The sequence below is a fragment of the Janibacter sp. HTCC2649 genome, assembly GCF_000152705.1.
Taxonomy (GTDB): Bacteria; Actinomycetota; Actinomycetes; order Actinomycetales; family Dermatophilaceae; genus Knoellia.
In genome coordinates this window covers 1678983-1698126 of the sequence record NZ_CH672413.1, presented here as the reverse complement: position 1 = coordinate 1698126, position 19144 = coordinate 1678983, and the positions used below count along the sequence as shown (strand labels likewise).

The following is a 19144-nucleotide window of genomic DNA, read 5'->3' as shown; positions in this document are numbered from 1 at the left end:
TCCCGTGATTCGGGGGAGCGGGAGGTGCGGCTGTAAGTTGCGGGGCATGGGACTGTTCGGACGTGAGCGCATCGAGGCCAAGACTCATGAGCAGGTGGTGCTCATGCGCGCCGCTGGGCTGCTCGTGGGGCAGACCCTCGAGCTGGCCCGTGACTCGGTGAAGCCGGGCATGACGACCAAGGAGCTCGACGCCCTCGCCGAGGCGCACATCCGCGACGGCGGGGGCATCCCGAGCTTCCTGGGCTACCACGGGTTCACCGGCACGCTCTGCACCTCGGTCAACGAGGAGGTCGTGCATGGCATACCGGGTGGGCGGGTGCTCGAGGAGGGTGACCTGCTCTCCATCGACTGCGGCGCGATCATTGAGGGCTGGCACGGCGACGCAGCGATCTCGATCATCGTCGGCGGCCGCGAGGCCGGGCGTCCCGAGGACCTTGAGCTCATCGATGACACCGAGGCCTCCATGTGGGCCGGCATCGCTGCGCTCACCGTCGGCAAGAGCCTGTATGCAGTGGGCGAGGCCGTCGAGGACAGCATCACCGCTTCGGGGGAGCGGCGTGGTCGCGAGTACGGCATCGTCGAGGACTACGTCGGTCACGGCATCGGCACGTCGATGCACATGGACCCGCAGGTCCCGAACTACCGCGTGAGTGGCAAGGGGCCGACCGTGGTCGATGCGACGACGATCGCCATCGAGCCGATGATCACCCTTGGCGCCGAGGCCAACCGGGTCCTCGAGGACGACTGGACCGTCGTGACCAACGACGGCTCACGTGCGGCCCACTGGGAGAACACTGTCGCCGCGACGGCGCAGGGCCTGTGGGTCCTCACCGCGGTCGATGGTGGCGAGGCGAAGCTGCGCGAACTCGGCGTGGCCTACGCACCGTTGGGCTGACCTCCCTGGCTGGGCTCGGCGCGAGGAATGCGCCGCAGTGAGCGGTGTTGAATGCAGGTATGAAGCGCATCGGTTTCCTGTCGTTCGGCCACTGGAACCCCCACCCGCAGTCGGCGGTCCGCACGGCCTCCGACGTGTTGCTGCAGTCGATCGAGCTGGCGGTCGCGGCCGAGGAGCTGGGTGCGGACGGGGCGTACTACCGGGTGCACCACTTTGCCCAGCAGCTCGCGTCACCCTTTCCCCTGCTCGCCGCCGCGGGGGCGAAGACGAGCCGGATCGAGCTGGGCACGGGCGTCATCGACATGCGCTACGAGAACCCCCTCTACATGGCCGAGACGGCCGGAGCGGCCGATCTCATCGCGGAGGGGCGCCTCCAGCTCGGCATCAGCCGGGGATCGCCCGAGCAGGTCATCGAGGGTTACCGGCATTTCGACCATCACCCGCGCGAAGGTGAGTCGGACGCCGACATGGCGCGACGGCATACGGCCGAGTTCCTCACGGTGTTGGACGGTGAGGGATTCGCCGAGCCCAACCCACGCCCGATGTTCCCCAACCCGCCCGGTCTGCTGCGCGTCGAACCGCACTCCGAGGGTCTGCGCGACCGCATCTGGTGGGGGGCCGGAACCCGGGCGACCGCCGTCTGGACTGCGCAGCAGGGGATGAACCTCATGAGCTCGACGCTGCTCACCGAGGACACGGGTGTCCCCTTCCACCAGCTGCAGGCCGAGCAGATCCAGATGTTCCACGACGCGTGGCGCGAGGCCGGTCACGAGCGAACGCCGCGGACGTCGGTGAGTCGGAGCATCTTCCCCCTCGTGACGGCGCAGGACCACGCCTACTTCGGGGCGGACCGGCGCAGCACCGACCAGGTCGGGATGATCGACGGTGGGCTCGCTCGCTTCGGCAAGTCGTATGCCGCTGAGCCGGACGAGCTGGTGCGCCAGCTCGCGCAGGACGAGGCCGTTGCGGCGGCCGACACCCTGCTCCTGACGATCCCCAACACTCTCGGTGTGGACTACAACGCCCACCTCCTCGAGAGCATCCTCACCCACGTGGCCCCAGCGTTGGGCTGGCGCGACTGACGAAGGCTCACAGGGTCAGCACGCCCTGCCCCGTCTCGGGATCCCAGGGCACGGACTCGTGGTCGTGCGTGACGATCCAGCGGCCGTCCAGGCGCTCGAAACCCAAGGTGGCGCGCACCCACATGTCGACCTCGGTGCCGCCGGTGAGGGTGCCGGTGACGCGATAGAGGAACGACGCGAAACCGACGTCACCGGAGGCGGTGACGTTGAGGTCGTGAACGTCGTACCCGATGTCTGACGCATAGCCGTCGAACCAGCCGCGCGCTGCCTCGAGTGTGGGCTCGCGACCTTCGGCGCGGTGCGGCGGCAGGACATTGAAGGACTCCAGGTCGTCGGCCAGCAGGGATCGAGTGCGTCGAGGTCCTTGGCCCTGACGGCCGCGACGCGTGCGTCGAGGACCGCGCGTATGCCGTCCGCCGCCGAATCCTTCGACGTCACCTCATGCTCTGCCACCGCGAAGTCGCGGATGAGAGTGCCGACCTCGCCCTCTGGGCCACTGCCGCGAAAACGGTCGAGGGCCGCGCGGTCGGTCCATCTCTCGCTGATGTTGACGCGGTCGGGCTCGACCGCATCGGCACTCACGGCGAAGTCGATGCACCCCGGGGTTGCCCGCGCAGCGATGACGGCCTCGCGTGACAACTCGACCGCGCGGTCACGGTCTGCGGCATCCACGACGAGATGTCCGGTCACGATGATCATGAGGCGCTCCTCGTGACGTCGTACACGAGGGCGACCGCGCCACTGCCGAACGTGCGCTGTTCGCGCAGGGTGAGTTCGGACGTGAAGCCGTCGGGGAGCCAGGGGAGTCCTCCGCCGGCGACGTGGGGCATGACGTAGGCCGTGATCTCGTCGACGAGCCCGGCCCTCAGGGCGTCGGCGGCCAAGGTGGGACCGCCGATGCTCACGTCTGTCGACGCGTCCCCGACGAGTGCTGCGAGCCGGTCGACGTCGAGCGTGTCCCACAACTGGGTGCGTGGCTCGGTCGGCGGCTCGAGGGTCGTTGACACGATGACCTTGTCGGCCCCCTGCCAGATCGTGGCGAACTCGTCGTGCTCCGGCGCATTGACCTCGCCCCGAGGTGGGTTCTGCCAGTAGCGCATCGTCTCCCACAGGCCCCGGCCGTAGATGTAGGTCCGCACGTCCCGCTCCTTCTCGTTGATGAACGAGTGCAGGTCGTGGTCGGGTCTCGCCCAGGCAAACGAGCCCGAGGCGTCACGGGCGTAGCCGTCGAGGGAGATGATCACCCCGTAGCGCAGGCGTCCCATCAGGCGACCTCTGTCTGGTCGAGGCCCTTGCGCTGCCAGAACTGGTGGATGACGCCGGGCCTGGCGGAATGGGCGGTCTGGATGTCGAACTGGCCCTCGATGCCCTCCAGCCCTTCCCAGAGCGACTCGCCGCGACCGAGAACGATGGGCGTGACGACGAGGTGCAGGTGGTCGATGAGCCCGGCGCTGAGGAACTCGCGGACGATGGTGGGGCCACCGCCGATGCGGATGTCGAGGTCGCCCGCGGACTCGCGTGCCGTGGCCAGGACCTCGGCAGGGGTGCCGGCGACGAAGTGGAACGTCGTCCCGCCGTCCATCTCGATCGACTCGTGGGGGTGGTGGGTCATGACGAAGACCGGGGTGTGGAACGGCGGGTTCTCGCCCCACCAACCGCGCCAGGTGTCGTCGGTCCAGGGGCCGGGGTAGGGCCAGAACTTGCGCCGCCCCATGATCTCGGCGCCGACCGACCCGTCCCAGCTCACGGCGCCCAGAGCTCCGTCAACGCCGTACCGCGCGCGGGTTTCGCCGCCGGCCTCGGGCGGGAACATCCATTCGTGGAGCCGCTGACCGGCGTGACCGAAGGGTTCCTCGAGGGTCTGGACGTCCCCGGTGGCGAAGCCGTCGAGGGAGATGCTGAACCCCGTGACGCGAACGATGGACATGCTGTTCTCCCTCGGTCGGTGCCCCTGTGTGAACCTCTGTGTGAGTGATTGCGAAGTGCAACCACCACTCACCGTAGAGTAGAGTGATTGCACTTGGCAAGCACTCTGCCGAACCACAGCCCCCACGAGGAGTGACATGCGCGGCGAGCCACGGTCGGGTTGCGCGATCAACGCCGGCGTCGAGGCGCTCGGTGATCCCTGGAGCGTCATCGTCCTGCGCGACATGATGTTCGGCGACCGTCGCTACTTCCGTGAACTCCTCAACGGGTCCGACGAGGGCATCGCCAGCAATGTCCTGTCGTCGCGGCTCAAAGCCCTGGTCGCCGGCGGAATCCTCACCCGTGACGACGCGGTCCGGGGTCAGCGTGCTCGCTACAGCCTCACCGAGGCGGGCATCCAGACCCTTCCGGTGCTGGTTGCCCTCGGGACCTGGGGTCGGGCACACCGGGCGACCACCCCGGAGCTGACCATCCGCCAGCAGCTCATGGAGGAAGGGGGACCGTCGATGGTCGCCGAGCTCATGGACGAGCTGCGCGCCCACCACCTGGGTGTGCCACTTCCACCGAGCAAGGGTCCGCGGGCCAGCGAACGCCTTCAGGCGGCATACGAGGCCGTGGTTTCCGAGGGCCGACACGGCTGACGGGTGACTCTTCACACCCCGTGGTGTGCGCAAACTCTCGTGGGGAGACAGCTGACACGCCGGTAGGGTGACGACAGGTTCGCAGACCTCACGAACAGGTGCGACCTGACCCGATCGGCTTGAGGAGCAGTGGATGACGGTGGCCCCGAAGCGGCCCGCAGCGATGACGCTGGCGGCACACTTCCCGGAGCGGACGCAGGAGCAGTGGCGAGACCTCGTCGCTGGCGTGGTCAACAAGGGGCGCCCCGAGGACCAGCACCTGAGCGGCGACGACGCTGTTGCCACGATGCGCTCGCACCTCGAGGGTGGGCTCGACATCGAGCCGCTCTACATGAAGTCGTCGGACCCCGTGCCGCTCGGCGTGCCGGGTGCGATGCCGTTCACCCGTGGCCGCGCACTGCGTGATGCCGACGTCCCGTGGGACGTGCGCCAGGTGCACGACGACCCGGACGCTGCCGCGACGCGCCAGCTCGTCCTCGCCGACCTCGAGAACGGCGTCACCTCTGTCTGGCTCCACGTCGGTGCCGACGGCCTTGCCCCCAATGATGTCGCGGAGGCGCTTGCCGAGGTCCGCCTCGAACTCGCCCCGGTCGTCGTCTCCTCGTGGGACGACCAGACCGCTGCCGCGGACGCCCTGTATGCCGTCCTGTCCGGTTCTCGTGCGAGTTCCGGCAACCTCGGGCACGACCCCCTCGGTGCCGCGGCACGCACGGGCTCAGCGCCCGACCTGGCCCCACTGGCCGATGCGGTCCGCCGTCTTGCCGACCATGGCGAGATCCGGGCGATCACGGTTGACACCCGGGTCCACGGCGATGCTGGAGTGACCGTGACCGATGAGGTCGCGTTCGCGCTCGCCACCGGTGTGGCCTATCTCCGCCACCTCGAGTCCGAGGGCGTCGATGTCGCGGAAGCCTTCCGCAACATCGAGTTCCGCGTGAGCGCCACCGCCGACCAGTTCCTCACGGCGGCTGCGCTGCGGGCGTTGCGCCGGGCCTGGGCGCGGATCGGCGAGAGCGTCGGTGTCCCCGAGACGTCCCGTGGTGCCTTCACCCATGCCGTGACGTCCGGTCGCATCTTCACCCGCGACGACGCCTGGACCAACATCCTGCGCAGCACCCTCGCGACGTTCGGTGCCAGCCTCGGCGGGGCGGATGCCATCACCGTGCTGCCCTTCGACACCGTGTCCGGGTTGCCGACGCCGTTCTCCCGACGCATCGCTCGCAACACCCAGATCCTGCTCGCCGAGGAGTCCAACGTTGCGCGGGTCACCGACCCGGCGGGTGGCTCCTGGTACGTCGAGACCCTCACGGACGACGTGGCCAAGGCCGCGTGGGAGACCTTCCAGGAGATCGAGTCCGCCGGTGGCATGGTCGCTGCCCTCGCGAATGGCCTTGTCGCACAGCGTATTTTGGCGGCTGTCGCCGAGCGCGACGCCGCCCTGGCAACACGCTCCACGCCGATAACGGGCGTGAGCACGTTCCCACTGGCTGGCGAGAAGCCGCTTGAGCGAGTGGTTCGAGCCGAGCTGCCCGTGCAGCCCAATGCCCTTGCGCCACACCGGGACTCGGCCATCTTCGAAGCGCTCCGGGACCGCTCTGCGGCATACGCAACAGAGCACGGTCACGCTCCGCGCGTCTCGGTGCCGACCCTCGACGTGCCTCGCGCCGCCGACCGTCGCATCGACGCGGTCAACCTGCTCACCGTCGCCGGAATCGACGCGGTCGACGGCGACACCGAGTCCGCCGCCGCCCTGACTGGCACCGACAAGGGCTACGAGGGTGTCGCCAAGGACATGGACGTCGTCGCCTTCCTCTCCGACCTCCTCGACACGACGGGAGCTCCCGCATGAGCACCATCCCCGACTTCAGCCAGGTCGACCTCGGTGACGGCCTGCCCCAGAGCGCTGACCCCGACCACTCAGATGTGAATGCCCAGGTGTGGCTCACCCCCGAGCAGATCGAGGTGCCGCCGCTCTACACCGACGCGGACCTGGAGGGCCTCGACTTCCTCGAGACCATCCCCGGTGCGCCGCCCTATCTGCGCGGCCCCTACCCGACGATGTACGTCAACCAGCCGTGGACGATCCGTCAGTACGCCGGCTTCTCCACCGCCGAGGAGTCCAACGCGTTCTACCGGCGCAACCTCGCTGCCGGTCAGAAGGGCCTGAGCGTCGCGTTCGACCTCGCGACCCACCGCGGCTACGACAGCGACCACCCGCGCGTCGAGGGTGACGTCGGCATGGCCGGTGTCGCGATCGACTCGATCTACGACATGCGCACGCTCTTCGACGGCATCCCGCTCGACCAGATGTCGGTGTCGATGACGATGAACGGTGCGGTCATCCCCGTGCTCGCCCTCTTCGTCGTGGCCGCGGAGGAGCAGGGCGTCGCACCCGAGCAGCTCTCCGGGACCATCCAGAACGACATCCTCAAAGAGTTCATGGTCCGCAACACCTACATCTACCCGCCCGAGCCGTCGATGCGGATCATCAGCGACATCTTCGCGTTCACCTCCGAGAAGATGCCGCGCTACAACTCGATCTCCATCTCCGGCTATCACATGCAGGAGGCCGGGGCGACCCAGGACCTCGAGCTGGCCTACACGCTCGCCGACGGAATCGAGTACCTCCGCGCCGGCAAGGAGGTCGGCCTCGACGTCGACCGCTTCGCCCCGCGACTGTCGTTCTTCTGGGCCATCGGGATGAACTTCTTCATGGAGGTCGCGAAGATGCGCGCGGCCCGCCTGCTCTGGGCGCGGCTCGTCGAACAGCAGGGCGCCACGAACCCGAAGTCGCTCAGCCTGCGCACCCACTGCCAGACGAGTGGCTGGTCGCTCACGGCCCAGGACGTCTACAACAACGTCGTCCGCACCTGCATCGAGGCGATGGCGGCGACGCAGGGCCTGACGCAGAGCCTGCACACCAACGCCCTCGACGAGGCGATCGCGCTGCCGACCGACTTCAGTGCGCGCATCGCCCGCAACACCCAGCTCGTCATCCAGCAGGAGTCGGGCACGACGCGCACCATCGACCCGTGGGCCGGCTCGGCCTATGTCGAGCGCCTGACCCACGACCTCGCCGAGCGCGCCTGGGCGCACATCGAAGAGGTCGAGGCAGCCGGTGGCATGGCCAAGGCGATCGAGGCCGGCATCCCCAAGATGCGCATCGAGGAAGCCGCCGCCCGCACCCAGGCCCGCATCGACTCCGGTCAGCAGCCGGTGATCGGCGTCAACCGCTACATTCCCACCCCCGAAGACACAGACGACGAGCACCTTGAGATTTTGAAGGTCGACAACGCGGCCGTGCGCAAGAGCCAGATCGAGAAGCTCGAGCGTCTGCGCGCGGAGCGCGACGACGAGGTGTGCCGGGTGGCCCTGGAGCGCTTGACCGCCGCCGCCCGCAGTGGTTCCGATGGAACCCTGGACACCAACCTCCTGGCGCTCGCGATCGATGCGGCCCGGGCCAAGGCCACCGTCGGGGAGATGTCCGCCGCGATGGAAGAGGCGTTCGGTCGCTACACCGCCCAGATCCGTACGATCGGTGGCGTGTACTCCGACGAAGCAGGCTCCGACGCCAACGTGCGCATGGCGCAGGGCCTCGTCGAGGAGTTCGAGGAGGCCGAGGGCCGTCGCCCGCGCATCCTCGTCGCCAAGATGGGCCAGGACGGCCACGACCGTGGCCAGAAGGTCATCGCCACGGCGTTCGCCGACCTCGGCTTCGACGTCGACGTGGGTCCGCTCTTCCAGACACCGACCGAGGTCGCGCGCCAGGCCGTCGAGTCCGATGTCCACGTCGTCGGTGTCTCTTCACTCGCTGCTGGTCACATGACCCTCGTGCCGGCGCTGCGCAGGGAGCTCGATGCGTTGGGCCGCGAGGACCTCATGATCGTCGTCGGTGGTGTCATCCCGTCCCAGGACTTCGACGAGCTGCGTGCCGCTGGCGCCGACGCGATCTACCCTCCTGGCACGGTCATCTCGACGGCGGCGATCAGCCTCATCGGCGACCTGCGCTCCCGGCTGGACGCCGCAGCCCAGGCCGGCGCGTGACCGACGAGCTGTTCGACGGGGTCCGCGCTGGTTCGCGGACCCACATCGCCCGTGCGATCACGCTGGTCGAGTCGACCCGACCCGACCACCGCGAAAGGGCACGTGCCCTGCTCACCGAGCTCACGGCATACACGGGTTCTGCTGTGCGAGTGGGGATCTCGGGCGTTCCGGGGGCAGGCAAGTCGACCTTCGTCAACGCGATGGGCGTCCGGCTCATCGAGGCCGGTCACCGCGTCGCAGTCGTTGCCGTCGACCCGAGCTCGCGTCGCACGGGCGGTTCGATCCTCGGAGACCGCACGCGGATGGGCGAGCTCAGCGCGAGTGACCACGCGTTCGTCCGGCCGAGTCCCAGCGGAAGGCACCTCGGGGGAGTGGCGCGTGCGACTCGCGAGTCGATGCTCGTCCTCGAGGCGGCGGGTTTCGACGTCGTCATCGTCGAGACGGTTGGTGTCGGGCAGAACGAGATCGCGGTCTCCGAGATGGTCGACACCTTCCTCCTGCTGACGCTCGCGCGGGCCGGCGACCAGCTGCAGGGCATCAAGCGCGGCATCCTCGAGCTCGCCGACGTCATTGCGGTGAACAAGGCCGATGGCGATGGCGAGTTGCCGGCCAAGGGTGCGGCCAAGGACCTCACGGCCGCGATGCGGCTCATGCTTCCCGGGGCCGAGGTGCGCCGACCGGCCGTGTTGACCTGCTCGGCCATGACCGGTGCCGGCCTCGACGAGGTGTGGGAGGCCGTGCTCGAGCACCGCGCCCACCTGGAGTCGGAGGGTTCGCTCGAGGCGCGGCGGGCCCAGCAGCAGCAGGACTGGATGTGGGCCCTCGTCGACGCGCACCTCACCGACGCCGTTCGGGTCGCGCCCCGGGTCAAGGAGCAGCGGGCGCAGATCGAGTCAGCGGTGCGCTCCGGCGAACTCAGCGCCGTCGACGCGGCCGCGCAGATCCTCGACGCGTTCGGGCACTGACCGGGCTGTCAGCCCAGAGCGGGCGTCCGCCAGCCCGCGGGAGTCACTCCCCGCCGGCGTGCCAGCCACAGCAGGACGAGGGTCACGAGCGAGGTGGCGACGACGTTCATGGCCGCCGAGACCGGTGACCCGGTGCTCGTCCCGTCGACGAACGACTCCTCGAGCCCGCCGAAGAGGATCCCGGTCCCCATGACCAGCAGGTTGTTGACGACGTGCAGGACGATGACGGCCTCGAGCCCGCCGGTGCGCCAGGCGAGCCAGCAGCCGGCGACAGCAAGCGAACCGATTTCGATGATGATCCACGGGTCCGCGGAGCCGTGCGCTGCCGCGAAGAACGCCGTCGACAGGATCGTGGTCACGACGAGGGCGGCCACGGGCGATCGGAACCACGCCCCGACTCCTTGGACCAGCCCGCCGCGGAAGGCGAGTTCCTCGCCGGCCGCCTGCAGGGGAGTGGTGAACAGGGTGATCGCGAGGAGGGCGATCCAGTGGTCCGGGCGATCGAGGACCTCCTGGTCGAAGACCACCCAGCTCACGGCGAGGTAGATCGCCCACAGGGGAGTGACGACGAGCGCGCACCACCCGAGCCAGCCCCACCGGAGGCGTCCTGCCACGGACAGGACTCGCCACGGGCTCCGCCGGAATCCCACCCACAAGCCGATGAGGGTGGCCGGAATGAGGCTGGCGAGAAGGAGATTCGTGACGAGCGCCGACCACGGGTTCACCGGGTCGACGAGGGTCTCCTCGTTGTCGAGGAGGCCACCCAGCTCGCTGGGCACCATCAACGCGATGACGCAGACGATGAGGACCGCGACGGCGACCGCCAGCGCGAGGAGTGGGCGCCACCAGCTGTGGCGGGGTCCGCGCATCTGGTGGACATGGGGGCGCGGCTGCCGCTCGGCCGCCTCGAGCTCCGCGGCTCGCGTCCGCTCGACCTGACCACGGATCCGGTATGCCGCCCGCTCCCGTGCCTGCCCCACGAACCATCCGGGTGGCTCGGTCGCGGAGACGATGACGGGGAGGCCCTGCTGGTGCGCCAGCCAAGTGGCCTGCCGGACCGACTCGGACTCGGCGTCCTGGGGCCAGTCCATCAGCCACAGGCCGTCGAAGTGGTCGAACCCGCGGTGAGCCATCTCGTGGGGCGCAAACGGCCACCACTCAAGGTCGGCGGCCGGTCCCACGGACTGGGCACGGGCCCGGGCGAGGGACTCCCGGTCCTGCGTCCTGCCGGGGTCCCCCACGACGGCGATGCGCGAATTCATGGTGCCCAGTGTCGCCGGGGCTCCTGAGCGCTAGCCAGCCAGGGCAGCGACGAGGTTGATCCCGCCAATGAGGACCAGGCCGACGGCGGCGGCGATGAGCAGACCGAAGCGGTTCCACAGCGGGATGTCAAGGTCGAAGCCGAGGAGCTGCTTCGCGTCGGTCTCGGTGATCTCGCGCTGTGCCCAGCCCTGCTCGGTCAGGGTCGCCAGGGAGTAGCGCTTGCCCCAGCCGAGGGCGAAGAGGAAGAAGAGGTGGAACGAGCTCCAGGACATCGCGACGACCTGTGATGCTGAGATCTGGCGCTGGGTCGACTTGCGGCCCCATCCGAAGAACAACATGCGCTTCCCCTTGAGTTGAGTGTGGGTTCCGCGCTCGCGGAACCTCCGGCAGGCTAGGCCAGGAGGGTCGCGACGTCAGCCGTTTCGACGGGGGAGGACTCCCCGTCGGGCGGGCCCGTCGGCCGCTCAGCGGCCCGCAGGCCCGATTTCGTGCTCAGCGCGGGCTCCCGTAGGATGGATCGTCGGTCTCGTGTGCATTCAGGCATGCGTGACCACACTTCCATGGTTCCACTGGTGGCCTCGTGCCGCACCCAGGGTGGGGCCAGCAACGGATTGAGAGGGTATGGCCAAGAAGGACGGCGTCATTGAGATCGAGGGCACGATCGTTGAAGCGCTCCCCAACGCGATGTTCCGCGTGGAGCTCACCAACGGTCACAAGGTGCTCGCACACATCTCAGGCAAGATGCGTCAGCACTACATCCGGATCCTCCCCGAGGACCGCGTGGTGGTGGAGCTCAGCCCCTACGACCTGACCCGAGGCCGCATCGTCTTCCGCTACCGCTGATCGGGTTCGCCCACTCAGCAGCAGCATCCACAGCACCACAGACCCACCAGAGCAAGAACCCGCGCGGCTTCCGCCGTGTCGGGAGGATCGACAAGACAGCAGAGGCAATGAAGGTTCAGCCGAGCGTCAAGAAGATCTGTGACAAGTGCAAGGTGATCCGCCGCAACGGTCGGGTCATGGTCATCTGCGAGAACCCGCGCCACAAGCAGCGCCAGGGTTAATCACAGCCTGATCGTCCTGAGTTTTGGGACCTGCACGAGGCCACAGCCTTCGAGCACACGCACAAATGATGAGAACGCAGCGCCCGACCCCCGTGTGCGTCACCTGCAGAGGTGAGCGCGGGACGTCACCCTCGGCCCGGAGGCCGGGGACCGGACCATGAAAACCGGATCGGCGACTGCACCAGACCTCCGGAACACCAGAACAGGAACCATCACAAGATGGCACGTCTCCAAGGAGTCGATCTCCCGCGCGAGAAGCGCGTCGAGATCGCATTGACCTACATCTTCGGTGTGGGGCGCTCCAGCTCGCAGAAGGCCCTCGCGGCCACCGGCATCGACCCCAACGTCCGCGTCAAGGACCTCACCGACGTCAACCTGGTCGCGCTTCGCGACTGGATCGACGAGAACCTCAAGGTTGAGGGTGACCTCCGCCGTGAGGTCCAGGCCGACATCCGCCGCAAGGTCGAGATCGGGTCCTACCAGGGTCGCCGTCACCGTTCGGGCCTTCCCGTCCACGGTCAGCGGACCAAGACCAACGCTCGCACCCGCAAGGGCCCGAAGCGCACCGTCGCCGGCAAGAAGAAGGTTGGTAAGTAATGCCTCCCAAGGGCCGTTTGGCCGGCGCCAAGAAGGTGCGCCGCAAGGACAAGAAGAACGTTCCCGTGGGCCAGGCCCACATCAAGTCGACGTTCAACAACACGATCATCTCGATCACCGACCCCACCGGTGCCGTCATCGCCTGGGCCTCCGCCGGCCAGGTTGGCTTCAAGGGCTCGCGCAAGTCCACCCCGTTCGCCGCGCAGACCGCCGCTGAGGCTGCTGCCCGTCGCGCGATGGACCACGGCGTGCGCAAGGTCGACGTCTTCGTCAAGGGTCCGGGCTCCGGTCGCGAGACCGCGATCCGCTCCCTGACCGCTGCTGGCCTCGAGGTCGGCTCGATCCAGGACGTCACGCCCTCACCGCACAACGGTGTCCGCCCGCCCAAGCGCCGCCGCGTCTGAGCGCGTCGAGAAGACGGAAAGAGAACTAGAACATGGCTCGTTATACCGGCCCCATCACCAAGAAGTCGCGCCGTCTGCGCGTCGACCTCGTCGGCGGCGACAAGAACTTCGACCTGCGCCCCTTCCCGCCCGGCCAGCACGGCCGTCGCCGGATGCAGGAGAAGGAATACCTGACCCAGCTCCAGGAGAAGCAGAAGGCTCGCTTCACCTACGGCGTCATGGAGAAGCAGTTCCGTCGTTACTACAAGGAAGCGGCGAACCGCCCCGGCAAGACCGGTGAGAACATCCTGACGATCCTCGAGTCCCGCCTCGACAACGTCATCTACCGCGCGGGCCTCGCCCGCACCCGCCGTGCCGCGCGTCAGCTCGTCACGCACGGTCACTTCGAGGTCAACGGCAAGCGCGTGGACGTTCCGTCCTACCGCGTGGAGCAGTACGACATCATCACCGTGCGCAAGCAGTCGGTGGAGACGTTCCCGCTCCAGCTCGCTCGTGAGACCTTCGGTGACCGCCCCACCCCGGCCTGGCTCCAGGTCGTCCCGGGCTCGCTCCAGATCCTGATCCACTCGCTCCCCATCCGGGCGCAGATCGACTCGATCCTGACCGAGCAGCTCATCGTCGAGTTCTACTCGAAGAACTGATTTCACAGATTCACAGCATTTGGGTATGCCGTGTGCGCCCGCCTTCCGGGAGCACACGGCATACCCAGCGCTCGTCCTGACCACAGACAGAGGTGGGCTGGACAGCCGGTTTTGAACCCGGCAGTTTCACGAGGCGTCATATAGCGGTCGCCCGTGGGAAGGAAAATCACCGTGCTCATCGCACAGCGTCCGATCCTCACCGAGGACGTCGTCTCCGAACACCGGAGCCGTTTCGTCATCGAGCCGCTCGAGCCTGGCTTCGGCTACACGCTCGGCAACTCCCTCCGTCGCACCCTGCTCTCGAGCATCCCCGGTGCGGCCGTGACGAGCATCCGCATCGACGGCGTTCTCCACGAGTTCTCCACGATCCCCGGTGTCAAGGAAGACGTCACCGAGATCATCCTCAACATCAAGGGTCTGGTCGTCTCCTCGGAGCACGACGAGCCGGTTGTCATGTACCTGCGCAAGCAGGGCTCTGGCGCCGTCACCGCCGCGGACATCGCACCGCCGGCCGGTGTCGAGGTCATCAACCCCGACCTGCACATCGCGACGCTCAACGACAAGGGCAGCATCGAGATGGAGCTGACCGTCGAGCGCGGTCGCGGCTACGTCTCGGCGCAGCAGAACAAGTCCGGTGACCAGGAGATCGGCCGCATCCCGGTCGACTCCATCTACAGCCCGGTCCTCAACGTCACCTACAAGGTCGAGCTGACCCGAGTCGAGCAGCGCACCGACTTCAACAGCCTCGTCCTCGACGTCGAGACCAAGCAGGCCGTCACCCCGCGTGACGCGCTCGCCTCTGCCGGCAAGACCCTCGTCGAGCTCTTCGGCCTCGCCCGTGAGCTCAACGTCGAGGCCGAGGGAATCGACATGGGTCCGTCCCCGACGGATGCCGCGCTCGCCGCGGACCTCGCCCTGCCGATCGAGGACCTCGACCTCACGGTCCGTTCCTACAACTGCCTCAAGCGCGAGGGCATCCACACCGTGGGTGAGCTCGTCGGCCGCAGTGAGGCGGACCTGCTCGACATCCGCAACTTCGGTCAGAAGTCCATCGACGAGGTCAAGGCCAAGCTTCACGGCATGGGTCTCGCCCTGAAGGACAGCCCCGCCGGCTTCGACCCGAGCCAGATCGCTTCCTACGACGACGAGTTCAGCTTCGCCGACGCCGACGACGCAGAGGATGCGTCGTTCGCCGAGGACGAGCAGCTCTGACGCTGACCCACATCAAGGAGTAAAGACATGCCTACGCCCACCAAGGGTCCCCGTCTCGGAGGCGGACCGGCTCACGAGCGTCACATCCTGGCGAACCTCGTGACGTCGCTGTTCGAGCACGACTCGATCACGACCACCGAGACCAAGGCCAAGCGCCTTCGTCCGCTCGCCGAGCGCCTCGTCACCTTCGCCAAGCGTGGTGACCTTCACGCCCGTCGCCGGGTCATGACGGTCATCCGCGACAAGGGTGTCGTTCACCGCCTCTTCGTCGAGATCGCACCTGACATGGCCGAGCGCCAGGGTGGATACACCCGCGTCACGAAGATCGGCCCCCGCAAGGGCGACAACGCCCCCATGGCGGTCATCGAGCTCGTTCGCGAGCCCGTTGCCAAGAAGGCCACCGTCAAGGAGGCCGAGGGCGCGACCAAGCGTGCCGTCAAGGAGTCCAAGGCTGCTGAGGCCGAGACCGTCGAGGCCGAGGCCACCGACGCTCCCGCCACGGAGGCTGCTGCCGCTGTCGAGCTGCCCAAGGGCGCCGTTGCTCCCACTGAGGACGGCTCCGCTCCCGAGGGCTACTCGGTCAAGGGCAACGCCGACTCCGGCAAGTACCACGTCGAGGGTTCGCAGTGGTACGACCAGACCGAGGCTGAGTTCTGGTTCGCATCGGCCGACGACGCCAAGGCCGCTGGGTTTGAGCCCGCCGGTGGCGAGGCCAAGCAGCAGGTCGGCGACGACGCCTGATCTGTTTCGCCTTCAAACGGGCCGTTCATCCTTCGGGGTGAAGGGCCCGTTTGCTTGTGCTCCGAACCCGGCCGCCGGAACCGGGAGGGGACTCAGGTCTCGGTGGTGCCACCGGCGCGCCAGTAGACGCCGTCGGCGCGTTCGAGGAACTCGTTCTCGACGAGGTAGCGGCGCAGGGCGGCATGGTCGGTGTGGAAGCGATGCATGACCTCGTTGACCTCGGCCTCGGTGTAGCGGACGCCGGGCTCGAAGGACTGGGCGATGTGGTCGAGGATGACCAGGCGCTTGGTGAGCTTGGTGGGAATGCTCGAGAGGCGACCGTCGGCGCCGATGAAGGCGCGCACGACGACGTCGCGGTGGGCCAGGGCGTCAGTGAGGGTTGGGCGACTCATGCCCTTCACCCTAAGGAGTGGCTGGGCCGGGCGCGAGGGAGTTGTCGGGGGCAGCAGACCGCGTGGCAGGGCCCACGAAGTGTCTCGCCAGCGGAAGCATCAGGAGGACGAGAACCATGGGGACGGCATACCCGATCCGGAGGTTTCCGCTGCCGATCGCTCCGGTGAGGACGGCACCCAGCAGGGCGCCCACGTAGTTGAACTGGTTGAAGCGCGCAATGACGGCATCGACGCGGGCCCGGTGAGCGACCTCGTCCACCGGACCGGCTGCGGGGTCGGCCTCACTGGCGATGCGGGCTGCCGCAGAGAAGGCGAGCGGTGCGATGACGGCGACCCCGAGGCCCACGACGAAGAAGCCGAGGATGCCGACCTGCCACGTCGAGCGTGGGGCGAAGACGATGATGGCGAGCCCGATGAAGGCGAGGACGCTGCCGAAGCGGACCACGGGCCGCGCGCCGTACCGGGCCGTGAGCCCGTCGCCGAAGACCCGGGCGAGCAGGGTCGCCGCAAGGTAGGGCAGCGTGGCCAACGCGAACATCGAGCTGTTGGTCGGTGGGTTGTCGAAGACGTTGTCGCTGCTGAGGTAGACCGGGCCCCACGCGGTCGCGGACGTGTCGACCATGTAGAAGAGGACGAGAGCGACGCCAACGAGCAGGATGCGCGACCACGGGACGCCGAGTTGCTCTGTCGTCACCGGGGCTCCGGTGGTGGGGAGGTCGCGCCGGAGCAGGGGAGCGGCCAGCGTTGCGAGTGGTGCCGGCACGAGCACCAGAACCGTGGTGGACAGGGACATGGGCGTGAACGCCAGCGCGGTGGCGAGCAGGCCACCTGCGGTCCAGGCCGCGTGGAACGACGGCATGACGGGACGGCCGATGCGGTGCTCCACGGCCACGCCCTGCATGTTGCTCGCCGCATCGTTGGCCCCCAGCCCGACGCCATAGAGCGCGAGGCCCGCAACGTAGAGCGGGAACGTGCCGCCGCCGCGAGCTCCCACACCGAGGACGACGAACGCGAGGGCAATGACGCCGAGGGCGAGGCGCAGGGTGCGAGCACTGTCGATGCGCTTGGCCAGGGTCTCGGCCAGGACCGACCCCACCCCGGCCAGCAGGACGAGCATGAGCATCAGCCCCGACAGGGCCAGCTCGGAGAGGCCGAACAGGTCCTGCACCTCCGGGAGTCGCAGCGTCATCGAGATGAAGAGCAGACCCTGGACGAAGAAGGCAGCGCTGATCGCCAAGCGGGCCGGTCGCAGGTTCACGTCAACTCTGGCTGTGAGTGGCATCGCTGGGCTCCAGAGGGCCGACGAGGCCGTGGGTGGCGATGCGCAGCAGGCGACGCATCTGTGCGGTGTGGTCGCCGAGCGCCTCCCACGGTTCGTCCTCGCCCATGACCGGCAGGTGCACGCCGACCTCGTCGCGATCGGTCATCCACTGATTCAGGTAGTACGACTCGAATGCGCGCCCACGTTCGATGGCACCCGCGATCCAGGTCACCGCCTCGGCGAACTTCTCGTTGTCCGCGACCAAGGCGTCGTATGCCGTCTGGGCGCGGTCCACGCGCTCCTGTGCGTTCGTCACGCCCTCGACCGTAGCCCGTGCGGATCGCCGGTGTGGGCAGGTCGTGTCCTAGGCTGCGGACCCATGACCTTGCTGCGGGTGCGGATCGACCTCGCCTACGACGGCACCGACTTCTCCGGCTGGGCCGCGCAGCCGGGCCGCCGGACGGTCGAGGGTGAGTTGTCGGCGGCCCTGACCACCCTGCTCAGGGCGCCAGAACCGGTGCGCCTCACCGTTGCTGGGCGCACCGACGCCGGCGTTCATGCGCGCGGTCAGGTCGTGCACGCCGATGTCGACGACACCCTGTATGCCGCGTTGCCCGGTCGGTCTTCGCGCTCACCGGAGGAAGCGGCGCGAACCCGGCTAGCCGGCATACTCCCGTCGGACGTCGTCGTGCGCGCAGTGTCGCGCGCACCCGACGGGTTCGATGCGCGATTCGCGGCCCTGCGGCGTCGGTATCTCTACCGGATCTGCGACGACCCCGGGGCCCTCGATCCGCTACGCCGCGGCGACACGGTCGTCCTCAAGGACCCTCTCGACGTGGCGGCCATGAACGAGGCTGCCGGACGGCTCGTCGGGCTCCACGACTTCGCGGCGTTCTGCAAGAAGCGGGACGGTGCGACGACGGTTCGCACGCTCCTCGACTACTCCTGGGTGCGCGCGCCGGACGGCACTGTTGAGGCCACGGTCGTCGCGGATGCGTTCTGCCACAGCATGGTTCGCGCTCTGGTGGGTTCCGTGGTGCCGGTGGGAATGGGGCGTGCCGAGGTCGACTTCCCGCGCGAGGTCCTGACCGGAGGAGCGCGGGATCCCCGGGTCAAGGTGATGCCGGCGCACGGACTCTCGCTCGAAGAGGTGACCTATCCGGCCGATGCCGATTTGGCCGCGCGAGCCGTGGAGGCCCGGTCCACACGCAGCCTCGCCCCCGACGCCTGAGCGACCCGTCAGCGAGTGATGCTGACGTTTGCTCCGCTGAGGTGAACGCGGAACCCATCGGCCTGCACCTTCACCGAAGTGAGGGCCATGCCCTCCGGGACGCCCTGCACCGTGTGTCGGATCGTCACGAGCTCGCGCACCACCCTCGATGCCGCCGCATCGAGCCAGTCGGGACCATCAAGGTCGATCGTCTCTGGCGTGATCACGAGCTGTCCGCCTTCGGCGCGCACCTGCCCGGTCGTGCGCACGGTGATGTCGCGGCTGAGGATGTTGATGGTTCGGCGGAGGGAGGCGCGACCGTTGGGGGCTGCGCTGAGTGTGACCCCGGCACCGATCTGCCCTGCCGCGCTCTCGAATGGCAGGGTCGCGTCAATGTCGAGTCGCTCGGCACGCAGCCCCTCATCGGTCAGGGTCACCCCGGCGCCCACGGCGGTGACCTTGGTGATCTCCCCGTCCGGGCTGACGACCTCGTCACTCGTGAGTCGCACAGACGTCAGCTCGGTGCCCTCGGCGCCGTGGTCGTGGCCATCGTCGGCGGAGTGGCTCGGCGATGCCGTGGCGGTTGCGGCGGTCGCGTTGACCGCAGGCCCGTCGCCGGGGCTGCCGACGGAGTACACGAGGGCGGCCACTGCGACCACGAGGGCGACAAGCATGGCCATGGCACCGAGCACGAACTGCTTCACCCTCCCCATCCTGCCTTGTGCGCCTGAGCCCACGTCCCGACGCGCGCCCAGACACACAAGGGGAAAATTGGGGGTTGAGGTAAAACGTTTACGCAGCTAGCG

At 68.3% G+C, this 19144-nt stretch carries 23 protein-coding genes and 1 pseudogene; 14 read left to right on the top strand and 10 right to left on the bottom strand.

Features of this window, described 5'->3' with window-relative positions:
• The first annotated feature begins 46 nt into the window (after window positions 1-46).
• Together map and JNB_RS08025 are read left to right on the top strand one after the other, a co-directional pair.
• Window positions 47-895, top strand: coding sequence for a type I methionyl aminopeptidase (gene map, locus JNB_RS08030; protein ID WP_009775941.1), 849 nt, complete (start codon window positions 47-49; stop codon window positions 893-895).
• 59 nt (window positions 896-954) lie between these two features.
• The gene (locus tag JNB_RS08025; RefSeq protein WP_009775940.1) at window positions 955-1977 is read left to right on the top strand and encodes an LLM class flavin-dependent oxidoreductase; all 1023 of its coding nucleotides are present in this window, start codon (window positions 955-957) and stop codon (window positions 1975-1977) included.
• A gap of 7 nt (window positions 1978-1984) precedes the next feature.
• On the opposite strand, the gene JNB_RS21880 is transcribed toward JNB_RS08025, so the two are convergent.
• From JNB_RS21880 to JNB_RS08010, 4 genes and pseudogenes are all read right to left on the bottom strand, one after another.
• Window positions 1985-2317: a nuclear transport factor 2 family protein gene (locus tag JNB_RS21880; protein ID WP_371177762.1), complete on the bottom strand. Its 333-nt coding sequence runs from the start codon at window positions 2315-2317 to the stop codon at window positions 1985-1987.
• A gap of 215 nt (window positions 2318-2532) precedes the next feature.
• Window positions 2533-2676, bottom strand: a pseudogene (locus tag JNB_RS22275) (putative quinol monooxygenase); the annotation flags it as partial.
• On the bottom strand, window positions 2673-3242 hold the full coding sequence (locus tag JNB_RS08015; protein WP_009775936.1) for a dihydrofolate reductase family protein: 570 nt from the start codon (window positions 3240-3242) through the stop codon (window positions 2673-2675). The pseudogene JNB_RS22275 and the gene JNB_RS08015, both read right to left, overlap by 4 nt.
• On the bottom strand, window positions 3242-3904 hold the full coding sequence (locus tag JNB_RS08010; protein ID WP_009775935.1) for a dihydrofolate reductase family protein: 663 nt from the start codon (window positions 3902-3904) through the stop codon (window positions 3242-3244). Before JNB_RS08010 ends, JNB_RS08015 begins: the two co-directional genes overlap by 1 nt.
• 136 nt (window positions 3905-4040) lie before the next feature.
• On the opposite strand from JNB_RS08010, the gene JNB_RS08005 reads away from it, so the two are divergent.
• From JNB_RS08005 to meaB, 4 genes are all read left to right on the top strand, one after another.
• On the top strand, window positions 4041-4544 hold the full coding sequence (locus tag JNB_RS08005) for a helix-turn-helix domain-containing protein (RefSeq protein WP_009775934.1): 504 nt from the start codon (window positions 4041-4043) through the stop codon (window positions 4542-4544).
• Between the two features lie 133 nt (window positions 4545-4677).
• Window positions 4678-6393, top strand: coding sequence for a methylmalonyl-CoA mutase subunit beta (locus JNB_RS08000; protein ID WP_009775933.1), 1716 nt, complete (start codon window positions 4678-4680; stop codon window positions 6391-6393).
• On the top strand, window positions 6390-8588 hold the full coding sequence (gene scpA / locus JNB_RS07995; RefSeq protein WP_009775932.1) for a methylmalonyl-CoA mutase: 2199 nt from the start codon (window positions 6390-6392) through the stop codon (window positions 8586-8588). The genes JNB_RS08000 and scpA overlap by 4 nt, the downstream gene beginning before the upstream one ends.
• Window positions 8585-9553, top strand: coding sequence for a methylmalonyl Co-A mutase-associated GTPase MeaB (gene meaB, locus JNB_RS07990; RefSeq protein ID WP_009775931.1), 969 nt, complete (start codon window positions 8585-8587; stop codon window positions 9551-9553). The genes scpA and meaB overlap by 4 nt, the downstream gene beginning before the upstream one ends.
• Before the next feature lie 8 nt (window positions 9554-9561).
• Here the strand turns inward: meaB and JNB_RS07985 are convergent, their stop codons facing one another.
• Window positions 9562-10815, bottom strand: a complete 1254-nt coding sequence (locus JNB_RS07985) for a CPBP family intramembrane glutamic endopeptidase (RefSeq protein ID WP_009775930.1) — start codon at window positions 10813-10815, stop codon at window positions 9562-9564.
• 30 nt (window positions 10816-10845) lie between these two features.
• Window positions 10846-11154: a hypothetical protein gene (locus JNB_RS07980; protein ID WP_009775929.1), complete on the bottom strand. Its 309-nt coding sequence runs from the start codon at window positions 11152-11154 to the stop codon at window positions 10846-10848.
• A gap of 283 nt (window positions 11155-11437) precedes the next feature.
• Here JNB_RS07980 and infA point away from each other — a divergent pair, with 283 nt between their 5' ends.
• The 7 genes from infA to rplQ all read left to right on the top strand — a co-directional run bounded on the left by infA (window position 11438) and on the right by rplQ (window position 15475).
• Window positions 11438-11659 (top strand): translation initiation factor IF-1, encoded by a 222-nt coding sequence (gene infA, locus JNB_RS07975; protein ID WP_006946284.1) that lies wholly within the window; start codon window positions 11438-11440, stop codon window positions 11657-11659.
• A 107-nt stretch (window positions 11660-11766) separates the two neighbouring features.
• A complete protein-coding gene (gene rpmJ, locus JNB_RS07970; RefSeq protein ID WP_009775928.1) occupies window positions 11767-11880 on the top strand; it encodes a 50S ribosomal protein L36 in 114 nt (37 codons plus the stop codon).
• Window positions 11881-12099: 219 nt separating this feature from the next.
• On the top strand, window positions 12100-12477 hold the full coding sequence (gene rpsM, locus JNB_RS07965) for a 30S ribosomal protein S13 (RefSeq protein WP_009775927.1): 378 nt from the start codon (window positions 12100-12102) through the stop codon (window positions 12475-12477).
• Window positions 12477-12881, top strand: a complete 405-nt coding sequence (gene rpsK, locus JNB_RS07960) for a 30S ribosomal protein S11 (protein ID WP_009775926.1) — start codon at window positions 12477-12479, stop codon at window positions 12879-12881. The genes rpsM and rpsK overlap by 1 nt, the downstream gene beginning before the upstream one ends.
• Before the next feature lie 32 nt (window positions 12882-12913).
• Entirely contained in the window at window positions 12914-13522 is a 609-nt protein-coding gene (gene rpsD, locus JNB_RS07955; protein ID WP_009775925.1) for a 30S ribosomal protein S4, read from the top strand.
• A gap of 171 nt (window positions 13523-13693) precedes the next feature.
• Entirely contained in the window at window positions 13694-14734 is a 1041-nt protein-coding gene (locus JNB_RS07950) for a DNA-directed RNA polymerase subunit alpha (RefSeq protein WP_009775924.1), read from the top strand.
• Window positions 14735-14761: 27 nt separating this feature from the next.
• Window positions 14762-15475, top strand: coding sequence for a 50S ribosomal protein L17 (gene rplQ / locus JNB_RS07945; protein ID WP_009775923.1), 714 nt, complete (start codon window positions 14762-14764; stop codon window positions 15473-15475).
• A 92-nt stretch (window positions 15476-15567) separates the two neighbouring features.
• Here the strand turns inward: rplQ and JNB_RS07940 are convergent, their stop codons facing one another.
• Genes JNB_RS07940 through JNB_RS07930 form a run of 3 tightly spaced genes read right to left on the bottom strand, consistent with a single transcriptional unit; the run spans window position 15568 to window position 17444 of the window.
• Complete coding sequence (locus JNB_RS07940) at window positions 15568-15867, bottom strand: DUF2087 domain-containing protein (RefSeq protein WP_009775922.1); 300 nt, start codon at window positions 15865-15867, stop codon at window positions 15568-15570.
• 10 nt (window positions 15868-15877) lie between these two features.
• Entirely contained in the window at window positions 15878-17125 is a 1248-nt protein-coding gene (locus JNB_RS07935) for an MFS transporter (protein WP_009775921.1), read from the bottom strand.
• A gap of 1 nt (window position 17126) precedes the next feature.
• Window positions 17127-17444 carry a hypothetical protein gene (locus tag JNB_RS07930; RefSeq protein ID WP_009775920.1) on the bottom strand — a complete coding sequence of 106 codons (318 nt, stop codon included), beginning with the start codon at window positions 17442-17444 and terminating at the stop codon, window positions 17127-17129.
• 63 nt (window positions 17445-17507) lie between these two features.
• Here JNB_RS07930 and truA point away from each other — a divergent pair, with 63 nt between their 5' ends.
• Complete coding sequence (gene truA / locus JNB_RS07925) at window positions 17508-18359, top strand: tRNA pseudouridine(38-40) synthase TruA (RefSeq protein ID WP_009775919.1); 852 nt, start codon at window positions 17508-17510, stop codon at window positions 18357-18359.
• An 8-nt stretch (window positions 18360-18367) separates the two neighbouring features.
• On the opposite strand, the gene JNB_RS20390 is transcribed toward truA, so the two are convergent.
• Window positions 18368-19042 (bottom strand): LmeA family phospholipid-binding protein, encoded by a 675-nt coding sequence (locus JNB_RS20390; RefSeq protein WP_009775918.1) that lies wholly within the window; start codon window positions 19040-19042, stop codon window positions 18368-18370.
• Between the last annotated feature and the right edge of the window lie 102 nt (window positions 19043-19144).